This is a genomic window from Psychroserpens algicola (assembly GCF_014526325.1).
In the GTDB taxonomy this organism is placed as follows: domain Bacteria; phylum Bacteroidota; class Bacteroidia; order Flavobacteriales; family Flavobacteriaceae; genus Psychroserpens; species Psychroserpens algicola.
Genome location: NZ_JACNMJ010000002.1, coordinates 339,491 through 356,017, shown reverse-complemented (window position 1 = coordinate 356,017; position 16,527 = coordinate 339,491). Strand labels below are relative to the sequence as shown.

The 16,527-nt window shown below is 33.6% G+C and carries 14 protein-coding genes; 9 read left to right on the top strand and 5 right to left on the bottom strand.

Features of this window, described 5'->3' with window-relative positions; genetic code table 11:
- Positions 1-82: 82 nt before the first annotated feature.
- Genes H7350_RS07455 through H7350_RS07440 form a run of 4 tightly spaced genes read left to right on the top strand, consistent with a single transcriptional unit; the run spans position 83 to position 5,641 of the window.
- Entirely contained in the window at positions 83-361 is a 279-nt protein-coding gene (locus H7350_RS07455) for a DUF4834 family protein (RefSeq protein WP_204345274.1), read from the top strand.
- 30 nt (positions 362-391) lie between these two features.
- A complete protein-coding gene (locus H7350_RS07450; RefSeq protein WP_204345273.1) occupies positions 392-2,851 on the top strand; it encodes a YfhO family protein in 2,460 nt (819 codons plus the stop codon).
- A 52-nt stretch (positions 2,852-2,903) separates the two neighbouring features.
- Complete coding sequence (locus tag H7350_RS07445; RefSeq protein ID WP_204345272.1) at positions 2,904-4,184, top strand: glycosyltransferase family 4 protein; 1,281 nt, start codon at positions 2,904-2,906, stop codon at positions 4,182-4,184.
- Positions 4,184-5,641, top strand: a complete 1,458-nt coding sequence (locus H7350_RS07440) for an oligosaccharide flippase family protein (RefSeq protein ID WP_204345271.1) — start codon at positions 4,184-4,186, stop codon at positions 5,639-5,641. Before H7350_RS07445 ends, H7350_RS07440 begins: the two co-directional genes overlap by 1 nt.
- Positions 5,642-5,783: 142 nt before the next feature.
- Here the strand turns inward: H7350_RS07440 and H7350_RS07435 are convergent, their stop codons facing one another.
- Positions 5,784-6,983 (bottom strand): hypothetical protein, encoded by a 1,200-nt coding sequence (locus H7350_RS07435; RefSeq protein ID WP_204345270.1) that lies wholly within the window; start codon positions 6,981-6,983, stop codon positions 5,784-5,786.
- Between the two features lie 165 nt (positions 6,984-7,148).
- On the opposite strand from H7350_RS07435, the gene H7350_RS07430 reads away from it, so the two are divergent.
- Positions 7,149-7,760: an aspartyl/asparaginyl beta-hydroxylase domain-containing protein gene (locus tag H7350_RS07430; RefSeq protein WP_204345269.1), complete on the top strand. Its 612-nt coding sequence runs from the start codon at positions 7,149-7,151 to the stop codon at positions 7,758-7,760.
- A gap of 93 nt (positions 7,761-7,853) precedes the next feature.
- On the opposite strand, the gene H7350_RS07425 is transcribed toward H7350_RS07430, so the two are convergent.
- Positions 7,854-8,537 carry a hypothetical protein gene (locus H7350_RS07425; RefSeq protein ID WP_204345268.1) on the bottom strand — a complete coding sequence of 228 codons (684 nt, stop codon included), beginning with the start codon at positions 8,535-8,537 and terminating at the stop codon, positions 7,854-7,856.
- Positions 8,538-8,762: 225 nt separating this feature from the next.
- Here H7350_RS07425 and H7350_RS07420 point away from each other — a divergent pair, with 225 nt between their 5' ends.
- Positions 8,763-9,863 (top strand): DUF3667 domain-containing protein, encoded by a 1,101-nt coding sequence (locus tag H7350_RS07420; protein ID WP_204345267.1) that lies wholly within the window; start codon positions 8,763-8,765, stop codon positions 9,861-9,863.
- Between the two features lie 19 nt (positions 9,864-9,882).
- Here H7350_RS07420 and uvrA read toward each other — a convergent pair whose 3' ends face one another.
- Positions 9,883-12,666: an excinuclease ABC subunit UvrA gene (uvrA, locus tag H7350_RS07415; RefSeq protein ID WP_204345266.1), complete on the bottom strand. Its 2,784-nt coding sequence runs from the start codon at positions 12,664-12,666 to the stop codon at positions 9,883-9,885.
- Between the two features lie 230 nt (positions 12,667-12,896).
- Here uvrA and H7350_RS07410 point away from each other — a divergent pair, with 230 nt between their 5' ends.
- Both H7350_RS07410 and H7350_RS07405 read left to right on the top strand, forming a co-directional pair.
- The gene (locus H7350_RS07410) at positions 12,897-13,481 is read left to right on the top strand and encodes an RNA polymerase sigma factor (protein WP_204345265.1); all 585 of its coding nucleotides are present in this window, start codon (positions 12,897-12,899) and stop codon (positions 13,479-13,481) included.
- Between the two features lie 57 nt (positions 13,482-13,538).
- Positions 13,539-13,682, top strand: coding sequence for a hypothetical protein (locus tag H7350_RS07405; protein WP_204345264.1), 144 nt, complete (start codon positions 13,539-13,541; stop codon positions 13,680-13,682).
- Between the two features lie 58 nt (positions 13,683-13,740).
- Here the strand turns inward: H7350_RS07405 and H7350_RS07400 are convergent, their stop codons facing one another.
- Positions 13,741-14,397 (bottom strand): endonuclease III domain-containing protein, encoded by a 657-nt coding sequence (locus H7350_RS07400; RefSeq protein ID WP_204345263.1) that lies wholly within the window; start codon positions 14,395-14,397, stop codon positions 13,741-13,743.
- 45 nt (positions 14,398-14,442) lie between these two features.
- On the opposite strand from H7350_RS07400, the gene bcp reads away from it, so the two are divergent.
- Positions 14,443-14,898, top strand: a complete 456-nt coding sequence (bcp, locus tag H7350_RS07395; protein WP_204345262.1) for a thioredoxin-dependent thiol peroxidase — start codon at positions 14,443-14,445, stop codon at positions 14,896-14,898.
- A gap of 147 nt (positions 14,899-15,045) precedes the next feature.
- On the opposite strand, the gene H7350_RS07390 is transcribed toward bcp, so the two are convergent.
- On the bottom strand, positions 15,046-16,497 hold the full coding sequence (locus H7350_RS07390) for a TonB-dependent receptor (RefSeq protein WP_204345261.1): 1,452 nt from the start codon (positions 16,495-16,497) through the stop codon (positions 15,046-15,048).
- Between the last annotated feature and the right edge of the window lie 30 nt (positions 16,498-16,527).

Sequence of the window (16,527 nt, the reverse complement as noted above, 5' to 3'; positions counted from 1 at the left end):
TATAGAGATTTTATATTTTTTTTATGTAACTAAAGTGGTTTTTTAAATACTTATAGTTGTATTTTTGAAAAAATTTAATTTAATGTTACAAGCAGCATCATTATATGGTTTTGTAAGGACCATTCTTATTATACTTTTGGTTTACTATGGAATAAAAATTCTCTCTCGCTTATTTGCACCTTATCTAATGCGCTACATGTCGAAGAAAATGCAAGAGAAGTTTGAAGGACAATTTAACCAGCAACAGCACCAAAAACAACAACATAAAGAAGGAGAAACGGTCATCGATAAGATGCCTAAAAATAATTCTACCTCAAATAAAAAAGTAGGAGAGTATATAGATTACGAAGAAATTGACTAATTTTCGTGTTTATTGAAAGTCTTACGATATATGTCATTTCCATTTAAAAAAATCTTACCACATCTTTTAGTTTTACTTGGTTTTGTGGTGATTTCATTAGCTTATTTTAGTCCTGTATTACAAGGAAAGCAAATTTTCCAGAGCGATATCAAACATTATATTGGTATGGCGCAGCAGCAAAAAGAGTTTAAAGCTAATACCGGACAAGAGACGTACTGGACCAACAGTGCATTTGGTGGCATGCCCACCTATCAGTTAGGAGCACGTTATCCTCACAATTATATCAAAAAATTAGATTCTGTTTTACGTTTTTTACCTCGTCCAGCAGATTACTTGTTTATTTACTTCATTGGGTTTTATATCTTATTACTATCATTAAAAGTAGACTTTAAACTCGCCGCCTTAGGTGCTTTGGCCTTTGGTTTTTCAACCTATCTCATCATAATTTTGGGAGTAGGTCACAATAGTAAGGCTCATGCAATAGCTTACATGCCTTTAGTTTTAGCAGGAATAGTACTCACGTTTCGAAAACGCTTTATATTAGGTTTTTTACTCACAGCAATTGCCTTGGCCTTAGAGATAGGAGCCAATCATTTTCAAATGACATATTATTTGATGCTATTGGTGCTCGTATTAGGTATTGCTTACTTTGTTGACGCTTATAAAAAGCAAATGTTGCCACATTTTTTTAAAGCAACAGGCATCATGTTTGTCGCTCTAATTTTAGCAATAGGTCTTAATGCAACTAATATTTTAGCTACACAGGAGTATGTAAAAGAAAGTACTCGTGGTCAAAGTGAATTAACCATTACTACTGATGGCTTGTCTAAAGAAGCAACGTCAGGTTTGAGTAAAGATTATATCACCGAATATAGTTATGGTATTGGTGAATCTTTAAACCTTTTTGTACCTAGATTATTTGGAGGCGGAAACTACGAAGATGTAGGCAAAGAGTCTGAAATCTATCAATTTTTCAGAACTATTGGCGCAAGCCCAACTGAAGCCTTAGAACAAGCTCAAAATGCTCCTACATATTGGGGAAGTCAGCCAATAGTAGAAGCTCCCGCTTATGTTGGAGCAGTGGTAATATTCTTAGCTATTTTTGCATTGTTTTTATTAAAAGGGCGACTCAAATGGTGGCTTGTTGGAGGCATTTTAATGTCATGGATTTTATCAATTGGTAAAAACTGGTTTTTTGTCACAAACCCTGATCCAGATAGTAATCCAATAACTAATTTCTTTATAAATTATGTGCCTCTATATGATAAATTTAGAGCCGTAAGTTCTATTCAAGTTCTGTTAGAATTATGTATTCCTGTCCTGGCTATTTTCGGACTGGTAAAACTGTTTAACGATTTTGATAAAGATGAACGCAAACTAAAAGCGCTTAAATTTTCTCTGGCCATTGCAGGCGGATTAGCATTGGTGTTTTTATTATTTAAATCTGTACTCTTTGATTTTGTTGGTGCTAACGATGGGTATTTTAGAAATGCCTATGGTCAGTATGGTCAAGGTTTTGTAGATGCCTTACGTGACGATAGAAAAACCTTTTTTACACAAGATACCTTACGAACACTTGTATTAGTTTTGTTATCAGCTGGAGCAATTTTTATGTTTCTAAAGAAGAAATTATCTGAAACTTTAGTTGTTGGAATTTTTGCCATTTTGATCGTTTTTGATTTAGTCGGTGTAGATCGTCGCTATGTTAATACCGATAATTTTATAGCTGGTATTAAGGTTGAAAAACCTTATCTGGCTAATGCTGCAGATAAAGAAATAATGCAGGACGACAGCTATTTTAGAGTTTGGGATATTTCTACAGAAGGGAGTAGAGCTCCTGCGAAAGCGGCTTATTTTCATAATTCTTTAAATGGGTATCATGCTGCGAAACTGAAGCGTTTTGAAGAATTATATGATTTTCATATTTCAAGAAATAATATGAATGTCCTCAATATGCTAAACACAAAGTATATTATTGCTGAAGAGGAAGGCAAAGTGTTTCCTTTTGTTAATGAGGATGCTAATGGTAATGCCTGGTTTGTAACTGAAATAGAAAAACTTGCTTCTGCAAATGATGAAATTAGAGCATTAGATAGCCTGCAAACCAACCGTAAAGCTGTCACCACAAGTTCCGAATTGTCATCAAAAACGTATGTTGTCGATTCGACCTCAAGAATTAACTTAATTGACTATAAACCTAATTATTTGAAGTACACTTCTACGAATAATAATGATGGTTTTGCTGTGTTTTCTGAAATGTACTATGCGCATGGATGGCAAGCTACAATTGATGGTAATGCTGTTCCAATCCAACGTGTAAATTATGCTTTACGCGGATTACAAGTTCCGGCTGGAAATCATAGTATTGAATTTAAATTTGAACCTAAAGTCGTACAAACTGGAAGTATGATTGCTCTTATGAGTGCTATTATACTTGGGTTGTTATTAGTTGGAGGTTTATGGTTTGGGTTTAAGCATAAAGAAAGTTAGTTGTCATTTCTGCAAATAGCTATAGATTTCTGCTGTAGCAACACTATCAAAGATGAGTAAAACAAAGGTTCTTATTATCACGTACTATTGGCCACCAGCAGGAGGACCAGGAGTACAGCGATGGTTGAAGTTTGTTAAGTATTTGCCCAAATTTGATATAGATCCTATTGTGTATTGCCCTGAAAATCCAAGTTATCCAATTATCGATGAAAGCTTATTAGCTGAACTTCCTGATAACATTAAAGTTATTAAACAGCCTATAAGTGAGCCTTATCGCTTTGCTAATTTGCTATCAAAACGAAACTCTAAACAGATTAGTTCTGGCGTAATTCCGAAGCAAAAAAAACAATCACTTATTCAAAAGTTACTGCTGTATGTGCGTGGAAACTTCTTTATTCCAGATGCACGAAAAAACTGGGTAAAGCCTTCAGTGCATTTTCTTTCTGATTATATTCAAAAGCATGCGATAACTACAATAATTACAACTGGTCCGCCACACAGTTTACATTTGATTGGTTTAGAATTAAAAGCTAAACTAGGTGTAAAATGGCTGGCCGATTTTAGAGACCCTTGGACAACCATTGGTTATCATAAAGCTTTAAAATTGACACAATCGTCTAAAGAGAAGCATCTTCAGTTAGAATCTGAAGTCTTAAATACAGCCGATAGAATTATAGTGACTAGTACCAATACACAGAAAGAGTTTGAATCAAAAACAAAACGGCCTATCTCAGTAATCACTAATGGTTACGATTCACATCATATAAAAAAACCAGCTAAAGATTCGGCGTTCACATTAGCTCATATTGGTTCATTGCTGTCAGAGCGAAACCCGATACAACTTTGGGAAGCTTTACAAGAGCTTATTAATGAGCATGAGGATTTTCGAAGCGCATTTCAGCTAAAACTTATTGGTGTTACAAGTGACGATGTCGTAAGCACTATGGTAAATCATGGTTTAAAACCATACATCCAAAATTTTGGTTATGTCAATCATGAAACTGCTATCAAGCATCAAATGGCCTCGCAATTGTTATTAATGGTTGAGATTGATTCTGAAGAGACTAAAGTCATTATTCCAGGAAAATTGTTTGAGTACATGGCATCAGGAACACCTATTATTGCTGTTGGTCCTGAAGACTCTGATGTTGAGAAAATTTTGAAGACTACCAATACAGGACAGTATTTTTATTACAGCGAAAAAGAACGTATAAAATCACAAATTTTATCGTATTTTGAAGCATACAAATCTGATACCTTAGTTGTAAATGCTATTGGTTTGGAACAGTATAGCAGAAAAGCGCTAACCAAACGTTTGTCTGAAATTATCTAATGGGAATTGTAATTAACCAATCCTTAAAAAACACGGTAACGACGTATTTAGGTTTCGGTATAGGAGCTATAAATGCCTTGTTTTTATATACTAATTTCATTTCAGATGAATATTACGGCTTAGTAGCTTATATTCTCTCAGCTGCTAATATCATGATGCCGTTAATGGCATTTGGTGCACACAATACGATTGTCAAATTCTATTCAACATTTAAGACTAAAAATTCACTTAATAGTTTTATGACACTTATGCTGTTTTTGCCCTTAGTATTGGCAATTCCAGTTGCAGCTATAGGGTATTTTTCTTATGATGCTATTGCCGATATTTTATCACAAAAAAATGACATTGTAAGAGACTATTTATGGTATATTTTCATTACTGCTGTAGCAATGGCTTATTTTGAAGTCTTCTATGCCTGGGTTAAAGTGCAAATGCAAACGGTATTTGGAAATTTCATGAAAGAGGTATTTCATCGGGTAGGCGCAATGATGTTATTACTTTCGGTGTTCTTAAATCATATTACTGTCGATCAATTTTTAATGGGAATTGTTGGTGTTTATGTAATTCGAACTTTTGTAATGATGCTGTATGCCTTCAGTAAACGTCTACCAGTTTTTAAGTTTAACAAAATTGATAAAATCAGATCTATATTAAAATACGCATCATTAATCATTATAGCTGGCTCTATAGCTACCATAATTTTAGATTTAGATAAGTTTATGCTAAATAATTACTTAAGTATAGAGAAAGTTGCCTATTACAGTGTAGCGGTTTTTATAGCGACAGTAATTGCTGTTCCACAGCGAGCGATGCACCAAATTTTATTGCCTTTAACTGCTACGTTTTTAAATGAAAATAAAGCAAAAGAACTTAACGATTTATATCAAAGAAGCTCTTTGACACTCTACGTGATAAGTGGATTTATTTTTTTACTCATTATTGTTAACATCAATCAGCTTTATGAAATCATTCCTTCTGAATTTAGTGGAGGATTAGTTGTTGTGTTTTTGATAAGTTTAGCGAAATTATACGATAATCTTTTAGGGAACAACAATGCTATTTTATTTAATAGTGATTACTATTATATGGTATTGTTTTTTGGTGTGTTTTTAGCTGTTTTGGCTGTAGTACTTAATTTAATTCTCATTCCGCTTTACGGTATAAATGGTTCGGCATTAGCTACATTTACAGCCATAGTAATTTATAACACAATAAAAGTGTATTTTGTAAAGCTGAAATTTAGCATGCTTCCTTTTACTTCGGAAACTTTAAAAGTTACACTTGTATTAATAGTTATGGTATGCGCCTTTTATTTCTGGGATTTTCCTTTCCATCCGATTGTAAACATAGCTCTAAAATCAATGGCTATTGCTATAGTGTATGGATTACTTATTTATAGATTAAACATCTCTGAAGATATTTCTGAAGTTTTGCTGAAGTATTTAAAACGTAAATGATAATTTTTATAGAAACGTATTCAATTAATTTCATAGAGTTCGTTGCAAGTATACAATTTTTAAAATGAGAAAGTCCCATAAGGTGCTTTGAGGCATACGGCTTATGGGACATTCTACTAACCAACCAAAAAATTATATATTGTTATGAACGTGATCTTGATCTAGAAGTTCTTGAACTCTTTGATGAAGTTCTTGAACTTGATGATTTAATCGAAGACTGATTTCTACTTCTAGACTGTGTAGCCTTTGATGAAGATTTACTGCTTCGTTTGTTACTAGATATACGAGAATTTGTTGTGTTTGGTTTTCTTATACTCGTATTTTTTTTATCCGTTCTTGTTGTCGTTCGTTTATTAGACACAGAACTACGTGGTTTGGTCACATTTTTAGTTCTAGAAGTTGTAGTTCTAGGTGTAACTTTAGTTGTTCTGCTTGTTGCTCTAGAATTAGTTATCGTTCTTGAATTACCATGTCTTGAGGTCTCTTTAGTTGCTCTGGTAGACGTTCTTGAGTCAGAATTAGGTCTAGTTAACCCCCTGTTATTTGTCGTTCTAGAAGACGTCATAGCTCTGTTGTTATCTCGTCTTGTAGAATTTGCTACAGTATTATTTCCTCCTCGTCTAGTCGAAGTTGCATCTTGTCGGTAACGATCACTTATTGTAGATCCTCGACGACCTGTTGTAGCTGCCGTTCCACGTCTGCTGTTTGTTCTTACAGGCTGTCTGTAATTATCTCTATAAGGTCTGTAATATGTATGTCTTACAGGTGTGTAAAATTGTCTGTAAGGTCTTGAATATACCACACAGTAATTTACTGGAGGAACTACATAGTAGCTGTGCCAAGGTCTGTATACATAAGCTCTATTATACACATTTATAAACCCTGTACAGTGTGAAAACGTTCTGTATCTATTATAGTGTACATATAATCCGCCTACTCGAGAAATACGTCCCCAGCTATTGTAATGTATGTTTACATTTCCGGCTTGAGATATGCGTCCGTAATAATCATAATAAATAGGAGTGTTTTCAATTTGAATAATTGCACCTAGGTCATCGTACTGCACATAAGGATTATAGTCATATCCTGTATTAAAACTTATAGATACATTAGGAGAACTAAATCCAACGTTAACATTCGGACCATAATTAGGGATATAAAAATCAAATTGCCCATCAGGGAATACTGAAAATTCAATACCGTCTACATTAAATATGAACGAATTGCCATAACCTCTAACGTAGTTGTATGATGTGCTTGATTTTGCTAAGTTGTTGGTTGTTGCGTTTACCGTTGTACCTACCAGGAACAATACAGTAAAAAGTGATAATATTCGTTTCATAATTGTAAGAATTTTTGATTACGTTTATTATAAAACAATTAGCGTGCCAAAAAACGAAATGCTCTGTTAGTGTTGTGATTCAGGTCATTAAAAACGAGTAGTTTTACCCATAAATATGTTTTGTTGACTACTTATATTAGATTACAAATAAATCTTTTTTTAAATATGGAAGTACTGCAAGGTAAACAAGCGATAATTGATCGCGTTAAGCTCCCTTTTAGCTTTGATGCTGATAAGTTGCTGAAAGAATATTTAGAACTCAAACTTAATAATTTTGAATACTATAATGTAATTCAGTTGAGAGCTCCTGCTTATATTGTAGATGCATCAATACCAGTGCCACCACCTGCAGATGATTATGCTGATGGTTCATGGACCGATTGGTTAGATACTAGTGAACTAGAATCTTCTCCATATATCAAAAGTATTGTAGAAGCATTTAAAGAGATTACTTCGGTTACTCTCGTAAGGTTATTAAGACTTGCTCCTCATTCAAATGTAAAAGAACATACAGATCCAACGCTAGGTCTAGAAATAGAACAATCGGTGATACGATTAACAATACCGATTTTGCAAAGTGAGAAAGTAACCTTTTATTTAAATAATCAGCCAGTTCCTATGAAGCGAGGAGAGTGTTGGTATTTAAAATTAACGGATGCCCATCGCGTGGTAAATTCAGGAGATACCGAACGGGTGAATTTGACTATAGATATGATACCAAATGAAAATTTACGCGCTATTATTAAAGAAAGCCAATTGAAACTAGTAGATAACTAAAAATCCCGAAGGTTTGGGGAAACACTCCGGGATTCTATATATGCTCACTACAATAGTGAACAACCAATCAAAGTAGTTAATGCATTGTGTGCATTAGGCTTTTTTATGTTTTTTAATTTTTTTTACTTTTCCATCTTTTCTGTAGTAGTAGAAATTATCATCAAAATCACCATCATACTCGTAGTAATCGTGTTGATTTCCACCATAACCAGAACCTAGACCACAGTTTAAATCTGCATTGTAGCGGTTAACGATACCAGAGACATGAACAATTTCACCCCAACGGTTATAATTTACTTTTAATCCGCCAACCTGACGTAACAGTCCATTTCCACGTTGGTAGCTCATGTAAACAGATCCGGCTCGTTTAATTCGGCCATCTCTATCATAATTGATAAATACGTTACCAATTCGTCTAACTAATCCATTACTGTCGTGTGTTATAATAACTCCAGTAGGTCTTGATGATCTGCTGTAATGAATTCTACTTACAGTACCAGGAGTACCATATTTTGTGTTAACTGAACTCCTTCTAGACTTTGAAGTTCTGTAGTACACATCTGAAATGTTAGTGTTGATTTCTGTGTTAAAATCAAAACTTCCATCTGGAAAAATTAAAAACTCTACACCACGCTCAATGAACACAATAGGTTCTGCAAAACGATAGCGTGCATTATTATAATCTTCCCCATTTAAAGCAACATGTCCTGTTGCTGTCGCTGTAGCTGATGTTAATCCTATTAACACCATCGCCATAAAAAGTACTTGCTTTTTCATAATTTATAGGTTTTTAGATTAGCCTTTGTGTCTAACTCGTTTAGAAACTTTTCGGCTTACGCTATTTGTTTTGAACTAACCAATATGCGTGCCAAAAAATATAAACCATTGAAAATCAAGTGAATATTGTTTTATTTTTGAATGTTTGAAAAAAATCAGAATTGAAGTTAAGAGGATTCTCATAACAATTTTTACTATTTTTATAGAACCAACACCAATCAACTTATGGAAGATCACATTTCTAAATGTTTAAATTGTGAGTCAGAATTAAAAGAGAAGTATGAATTTTGTCCTAACTGCGGACAAAAAACTACAGAAGACCTAACCTTAGGTGTATTATTTTATAATACCATTAGTAATTACTTTTCGTTTGATGCTCGTTTTTTAAAAGGGTTTTTACCTTTAATGTTTAAACCTGGTTTTCTTCCGAAAAAATTTATTGAAGGCAAACGATTATTGTATTTGCATCCTGGACAAATGTATTTATTTGTTGCCTTTGTATTCTTTTTTATATTTTCATTTACAGCACGAAAACACACAGAGTCACTCAATACTCAACTGCGAAAAACATTAAATGACAATACAGTCACACTGGTTGATACTGTCAACATACGTGAGTCAGATTCTATACGAGTAGCTGACTCAATTCAAAAGCGTAAATCAGACTCTATTGCTAAAGTTAAATTAAGAAAAGCCTTAGAAGACAATAAATTCCTTACCGGAATGACAGAAACAGAAATTGACTCTATCGTAGCTACGACAAACTTAAACGACAAGGATCTTAATTTTAGTTTCAATGAAGAAAAAATTGATTCTCTAATTCAAAATAATGCTTCAGATCAAGAGATTTACAAAGCTATGGGAATGGATGAAGATGACGGATGGTTTATGAGAAAAATATATGCTCAGGCTCTTAAATTTTATAAAGCACGTGATGGCGGTAATATTTTACAAGCGTTTTATGATACAATACCTATTGCTTTATTTTTTCTGTTGCCAATTTTTGCGCTAATCCTCAAGGTTTTGTATTACAAAAGAGGTAGATATGCACATCATTTGGTATTTAGCTTTTACTATTTTTCCTTTTTGTTTACTGTGTTCAGTATTATTTTTGGGATCAATATGATTTGGGATATACCAGATGGACTTGATTGGTTAATCGCTTTCTCAACATTTATTTATTTGCTTATAGCGCTAAAACGTTTTTATGGTCAAGGTTGGTTTTTTAGCTTCTTTAAAGGTAGTGTAGCGACATTTACATTCATGCTGCTGGTGATTCCTTTTGCAGCTGTCATTATTGCATTAGTAGCTTTTATGTTTTATTAATCTTTAAATTATAAGAAACTTAAAGTTTTTCTTTTAAAAACTTACCCGTTATAGAGGCGTTGTTTTTTACCAGCTCTTCAGGAGTTCCTTCTGCGATGAGCTGACCTCCGCGAATACCACCTTCAGGACCTAAGTCAATAATATAATCAGCACATTTAATCAATTCGAGATTGTGTTCGATTACGATTATCGAATGCCCTTTTGCTATTAGCGCTTGAAATGATTTTAGTAATTTTTTTATATCATGGAAATGTAACCCTGTGGTAGGTTCGTCAAAAATGAATAGCGCATTATCGCTTTTAGATCCTTTTCCGAGAAAAGAAGCCAACTTAATACGTTGGGCTTCACCACCAGAAAGGGTAGAAGAACTTTGTCCTAAAGCTACATATCCCAAACCAACATCTTGAAGTGGCTGTAACTTATTTTTAATTTTGGTAACCTTGTATTCATCAAAAAAAGCAATGGCATCATCAATAGTCATGCTCAAAATATCATCAATGTTTTTGCCTTCGAAAGTAACTTCTAAAACATCCTTTTTAAAACGTTTACCGTTACAGGTTTCACAGGTTAAATGCACATCGGCCATAAACTGCATCTCAATAGTCACTTCTCCGTCACCTTTACAGGTTTCACAGCGTCCACCATCAACATTGAAACTAAAATGCTTAGCTTGATAATTACGAATTTTACTCAGTTTTTGATTTGCAAAAAGCGCTCTGATATCGTCATACGCTTTAATGTAAGTCACTGGATTTGACCTTGATGATCGCCCAATTGGGTTTTGATCTACAAACTCAATATGTTTTATAGTCTTAAAATTACCTTTCAATTCAGTAAACTGACCAGGTTTATCTCCAAAACCTGTAAGTTGTTTTTGGATAGCAGGAAATAGAATTTTCTTAACTAAAGTACTTTTTCCACTACCAGAGACACCAGTAACAACGGTTAACATTTCCAATGGAAACGTCACATCAATATTTTGAAGATTATGTGCTTTGGCACCAATAATTTCCACTTGGTATTTGGACGTTCGTCTTTGCTTTGGAAGTTCAATTTTTAAAGTTTCGTTTAAATATTGAGCTGTAAGGGATTCTGATTTTAAAATATCTTTGAAGGTCCCTTTAGCCACAACTTCACCACCAAAAGTACCAGCTTCTGGTCCGATATCTATAATTTCATCGGCAGCTTTCATGATATCTTCATCATGTTCGACTACAATAACCGTATTTCCTAAATCACGAAGTGCCTGTAACACTTTAATCAGTTTTTCGGTGTCTTTTGGGTGTAAGCCAATACTAGGTTCATCTAGGATATACATAGAGCCAACAAGACTACTGCCTAACGATGTCGCCAAATTTATACGCTGACTTTCACCACCAGACAAGGTATTTGATTTTCGGTTTAAGGTTAAATAATCTAAACCTACATTGCTTAGAAATGATAAACGACTATTGATTTCTTTGAGTAAACGCTTAGCTATTGTAGTATCATAATCGTCTAACTCTATTTGCTTAAAGAAATTAGCTAAAGCATCCAGAGGCATTTCAACCAGATCTGTAATGGTAACATTATTAATCTTTACATAATTAGCCTCTTCACGAAGACGTTTACCTTTACAAACGTTACACTTGGTTTTCCCACGATAACGCGATAACATGACCCGGTTTTGTATTTTATAGGCTTTAGATTCTAATTCGGCAAAGAATGAATTTAACCCTTCAAAATACTGATTGCCATCCCATACTAATTGTTTCTGCTCTGGAGTTAACTCGAAAAAGGGTTTATGAATAGGAAAATCAAACTTATGAGAATTATTTACCAATTGATCGCGATACCAACTCATACTTTCACCTCGCCATGGAAATATAGCATTTTCATAGACCGAAAGTCCTGTGTTGGGAATTACTAAATCATCATCTATTCCAATTATATCACCATAACCTTCACATTTCGGACAAGCTCCATAAGGATTATTAAAGCTGAATAAATGCGGATTAGGTTCTAAGAAGCTCATGCCATCCAACTCAAAACGATTATTAAACTCTGTACGTTTCTTATCAGATAGTGATTCAATGATGCATGTGCCTTTTCCTTCAAAAAACGCAGTTTCTATGGCGTCAGCAAGCCTGTTAAAGAAATCATCTTCATGTTTTACGATAATTCTATCTACCACTAAAAACACAGATGTCTTTACATTTTTTTCAATAGCATCATCTATTCTTAAAACTTCATTTTTGTATTGAATTCTGGCATAACCTTGCTGTTTTAAAACATTAAGCTTGTCAGACATCGTTCGTCCTTCCTCTAATATAATAGGAGAGAGGAGTAATAATTTCTCACGCTCATCAAATGATTTCACCAAATCCAGCACGTCTTTAGTACGATGTTTTTTGACGAGGTTTCCAGAAATGGGTGAATATGTTTTTCCTATTCGGGCAAATAACAATTTCAGGTAATCATAGATTTCAGTCGTTGTTCCAACAGTAGATCTAGGATTGGTACTATTTACTTTTTGTTCAATTGCTATAGCAGGAGCGATACCTTTTATCACATCAACCTTCGGTTTATTAAGTCGTCCTAAAAACTGACGTGCATAACTAGATAAACTCTCAACATAACGACGTTGTCCTTCAGCATATAAGGTATCAAACGCTAAACTAGACTTACCAGAACCCGATAAACCTGTTATGACAACTAGTTTATTTCGGGGAATGACCACATCAATATTTTTTAGATTGTGCAATTTAGCACCTTTAATGATGATGTTTTCTTTCGGATTTAAGTCTAGAATGTTACTGTTCATAGGAGATATAGCAAATAAGAATGTGCAAAGATAGGTCTTTTATTGAAGCTTAGAAAATGGATTATTGTTCATTAAAATGTTAAAGTTTGTTACTTTTTTTTGGAATTTCGGAATGATTGTTGTTATATTTGAGAACATAAACAGTTAAAACCGAGTTGCCTATATTATAATATTACTTTAAAAATTTAACCCCAAGCTAAGATTAAATTCTTTGCCTTAAAGTAATTATTATGAGACACGAACTTATCACAGACGCTGTTTTAGTTAAGAACTACATGAATGGAGACGAAAGTGCTCTATCGGTCCTTATTCACAGACACAAGCAAAAAATTTACAGTTTTATTTATTCTAAAGTCTTTGACAGAGATATCACTGAAGATATATTTCAAGATGCTTTTATCAAGGTCATTAAAAATTTAAAACTGGGAAAGTATAATGAAGAAGGCAAATTTTTACCTTGGGTTATGCGTATCTCTCACAATCTAGTCATTGATCATTTTAGAAAGAATAACCGAATGCCAAAATTTGATAATTCTGGTGACTTTAATATTTTCTCTGTTTTGGGTGATTCTTCGTTAAACGCTGAAAAGCGATTGATAAAAGATCAGGTAGAATGTGATTTAAGGCGTATCATTGAAGAGCTTCCTGAAGATCAAAAAGAAGTTTTAATTATGCGTATGTATAAGGATATGAGTTTTAAAGAAATCTCAGACCGAACAGGCGTAAGCATTAATACAGCCTTAGGTAGAATGCGTTATGCGCTCATTAACCTGCGAAAGGTGATTGACAAGAACAATATTATTTTAACAAATTGATACAATAAGTTAAGTTTTGTTGCGTTTATGAGATTATAACAAACTAAAAAACGTAAAATGGCAAAACTTTACTCAGAATGTCCCCAAAAACAAAACAACCTCAATCCAAAAGAAGAAACCATAGATTTTCTTCTGAATTATTCAAAGGCTTTAAGTGTTATACATTGTAATAATTTGAAGTTTGAAGCACTTCAAAACTAAATTTGAAAAAATCCTGAATAGTTAGTCTTCAGGATTTTTTTTTATTTAAAGCGATAATCTACTTTCTTTTGGCATGATATTCTTTTAAAACCGAAGCTCTGCCAATAGTGTTTGTGATAATATCTTTCTCTAGGTCCCAACCTCTAGCAGGCGAATATTCTCGACCATACCAAATAATTTGAAGGTGTAAATCATTCCATAATTCTTTTGGAAATAGGCGTTTGGCGTCTTTTTCGGTTTGTACCACATTTTTACCATTTGTTAAATTCCAGCGATACATAAGACGATGAATATGCGTGTCAACAGGAAATGCAGGAATGCCAAATGCTTGCGATAATACCACTGCTGCTGTTTTATGTCCAACCGCAGGAAGCGCTTCTAAATCTTCATAAGTTTGAGGTACTTTTCCATCGTGTTTATCAATTAATATTTGCGATAAGCCATGAATGCCTTTACTTTTCATTGGTGATAAACCAACAGGTCTGATAATATCTCTAATCTCTTCGACTGAGAGTTTTATCATATCATACGGATTATCGGCTTTTTCAAACAGCAAAGGCGTAATTTGATTAACACGAACATCGGTACTTTGAGCAGACATCAATACAGCTATTAGTAATGTGTATGGATCTTTATGATCTAAAGGAATAGGAATCGTTGGATATAATTCGTTTAACGTTCTTATAACAAAATCTACTTTTTCTTGTTTGGTCATTATCGTATATTTGGTAAACTCATTTAAAAAGCAAAAATAAACAATATGCAGACATTAAAAGCAGGAGATACAGTGCCAGATTTTACAGTAAATGATCAAGACGGCAATGCCGTTTCACTTTCAGATTATAAAGGAAAAAAATTAGTCGTCTTTTTTTATCCTAAAGCAAGTACGCCAACATGTACTGTTGAAGCGTGTAACTTGGGAGAAAACTATAAAGCTTTACAAGCGGCTGGTTATGAAATCTTAGGTGTTAGTGCAGATTCTGAAAAACGCCAATCTAATTTTAGAAATAAATTTGATTTTCCTTATCCTTTACTGGCAGATACAGAAAAAGAAGTAATTAACGCTTTTGGTGTTTGGGGACCTAAAAAGTTTATGGGACGTGAATTTGATGGTATACACCGTAAGACTTTCATTATTAATGAGGAAGGTGTTGTTGATCGTGTTATCGATAAAGTAAAAGCGAAAATTCATACCGAACAGATATTATCTGAATAGTTTAAATGTCGTCATTCTGAACAGGTTTCAGAATCCCACAAGAGAATTATGATGAGATGCTGAAATAAATTCAGCATAGCTAATATAAAATACTTCAAAAAAAAACCGCATGATGTCATGCGGTTTTTTTGTTATTAAAATCTAAGATTACTCTTTGATATGAACTTGTTCTGTTTCACAACCAAATAGACTTTTTTCTTTGATAAGATTAGAAACACCTTCTGGTAGCATTGATTCCCATTCATCTTCTCCATTGGCAATCATTTTTAAAACTGTTCTTGAAAATACGGATAGAGTAGATTCGTCATAATCTGTAATGTCAACCACTTTACCATTGTATTTAAAGAACTTATATAATTCTTTCATTCTAGGATGAACCTTAAGGTTTTCACTATCGGTAAGTGTTCCATCTTCATTTTGCATAGGATATAGGTACACTCTTAAATCTTTAAAGAATAGCTTTCCAAAAGCTTCTAGAATTCCACCACTTAAATGACGATAATATTTTTCGTCAAATATGTCAACCAAATTGTTAACTCCCATTGCAAGTCCCATACGCGCTTTCGTATATTGAGAGAAGTACTCAACAAGCTTGTAATACTCTTGAAAATTAGAAATTAATACAGTTTGACCTAGAGAGCATAATAATCGTGCACGATCCATAAAATCCTGCTCATCAATTTCGCCTTCAGCTCTTAGGTTAGATAATGTTATTTCGAAAATAACCTGAGTTTTATCAAGGTCAACTTTATTTTCTTTAATGAACATTTCATAAGATTTCTTATACATGTCCATATTGACTTTAGTTACTGGTCTAAAGCTACCACGTAGTGCTAAAATATTTTTCTTGTATAATACCCTCGCTGGCAAAACATTATTTCCGTCAGGTGCAAACATTACAGCATCAGTCATTCCGTTTTTAACCAATTGTAAACTCATTAAACGGTTGTCAACATCTTCGAAAACTGGTCCAGAAAAGTTAATAGTATCGATTTCTACCTGATCTTTATCCAGGTGATCGTATAAGTATCGCAGTAATTTTTTTGGCTCATTATATTTATAGAATGCACCATAGATTAAGTTTGTACCTAAAACGCCTAATGTTTCTTGTTGTAATCTTGCATCTGTTTCTTTAAATCTCAGGTGAAGTACAATTTCGTTATACCCTTGTTCTGGATCAACCTGATATTTAATTCCTACCCAACCATGGCCTTTATATTTTTTAGCAAAGTCAATAGTGGCTACTGTATTTGCATAAGCAAAGAACATTTTATTAGGATGTGCTTCTCTTTTAATACGCTCTTCTACCAGATTAACTTCATGATCTAACATCTTACGAAGTCTGGCTTCAGTTACATATCGTTTGTCATCTTCTATACCATAAATCGCATCACTAAAGGCTTTATCGTAAGCCGACATGGCTTTTGCAATAGTTCCTGAAGCACCACCAGCTCTAAAGAACTGACGTACAGTTTCTTGGCCTGCGCCAATTTCTGCAAATGTTCCGTAGATATTCTCATTTAAGTTAATGCGTAAACATTTCGTTTTTAATGAAGGAATCTCATCAAACTCTTTATCTCCTTTTAAGGTTATTTCCATCTTATATTTTGGGTTTGTCAACTATACAAA

Excerpts from the sequence above, each read along its gene's own strand:
- H7350_RS07405 (WP_204345264.1), top strand. The coding sequence starts at position 13,539 with ATGGCAAAACTTTACTCAGAATGTCCCCAAAAACAAAACAACCTCAAT.
- H7350_RS07430 (WP_204345269.1), top strand. The coding sequence starts at position 7,149 with ATGGAAGTACTGCAAGGTAAACAAGCGATAATTGATCGCGTTAAGCTC.
- H7350_RS07445 (WP_204345272.1), top strand. The coding sequence starts at position 2,904 with ATGAGTAAAACAAAGGTTCTTATTATCACGTACTATTGGCCACCAGCA.
- uvrA (WP_204345266.1), bottom strand. The coding sequence starts at position 12,666 with ATGAACAGTAACATTCTAGACTTAAATCCGAAAGAAAACATCATCATT.
- H7350_RS07455 (WP_204345274.1), top strand. The coding sequence starts at position 83 with ATGTTACAAGCAGCATCATTATATGGTTTTGTAAGGACCATTCTTATT.
- H7350_RS07425 (WP_204345268.1), bottom strand. The coding sequence starts at position 8,537 with ATGAAAAAGCAAGTACTTTTTATGGCGATGGTGTTAATAGGATTAACA.
- H7350_RS07440 (WP_204345271.1), top strand. The coding sequence starts at position 4,184 with ATGGGAATTGTAATTAACCAATCCTTAAAAAACACGGTAACGACGTAT.
- H7350_RS07450 (WP_204345273.1), top strand. The coding sequence starts at position 392 with ATGTCATTTCCATTTAAAAAAATCTTACCACATCTTTTAGTTTTACTT.
- H7350_RS07420 (WP_204345267.1), top strand. The coding sequence starts at position 8,763 with ATGGAAGATCACATTTCTAAATGTTTAAATTGTGAGTCAGAATTAAAA.
- H7350_RS07435 (WP_204345270.1), bottom strand. The coding sequence starts at position 6,983 with ATGAAACGAATATTATCACTTTTTACTGTATTGTTCCTGGTAGGTACA.
- H7350_RS07410 (WP_204345265.1), top strand. The coding sequence starts at position 12,897 with ATGAGACACGAACTTATCACAGACGCTGTTTTAGTTAAGAACTACATG.
- H7350_RS07390 (WP_204345261.1), bottom strand. The coding sequence starts at position 16,497 with ATGGAAATAACCTTAAAAGGAGATAAAGAGTTTGATGAGATTCCTTCA.
- H7350_RS07400 (WP_204345263.1), bottom strand. The coding sequence starts at position 14,397 with ATGACCAAACAAGAAAAAGTAGATTTTGTTATAAGAACGTTAAACGAA.
- bcp (WP_204345262.1), top strand. The coding sequence starts at position 14,443 with ATGCAGACATTAAAAGCAGGAGATACAGTGCCAGATTTTACAGTAAAT.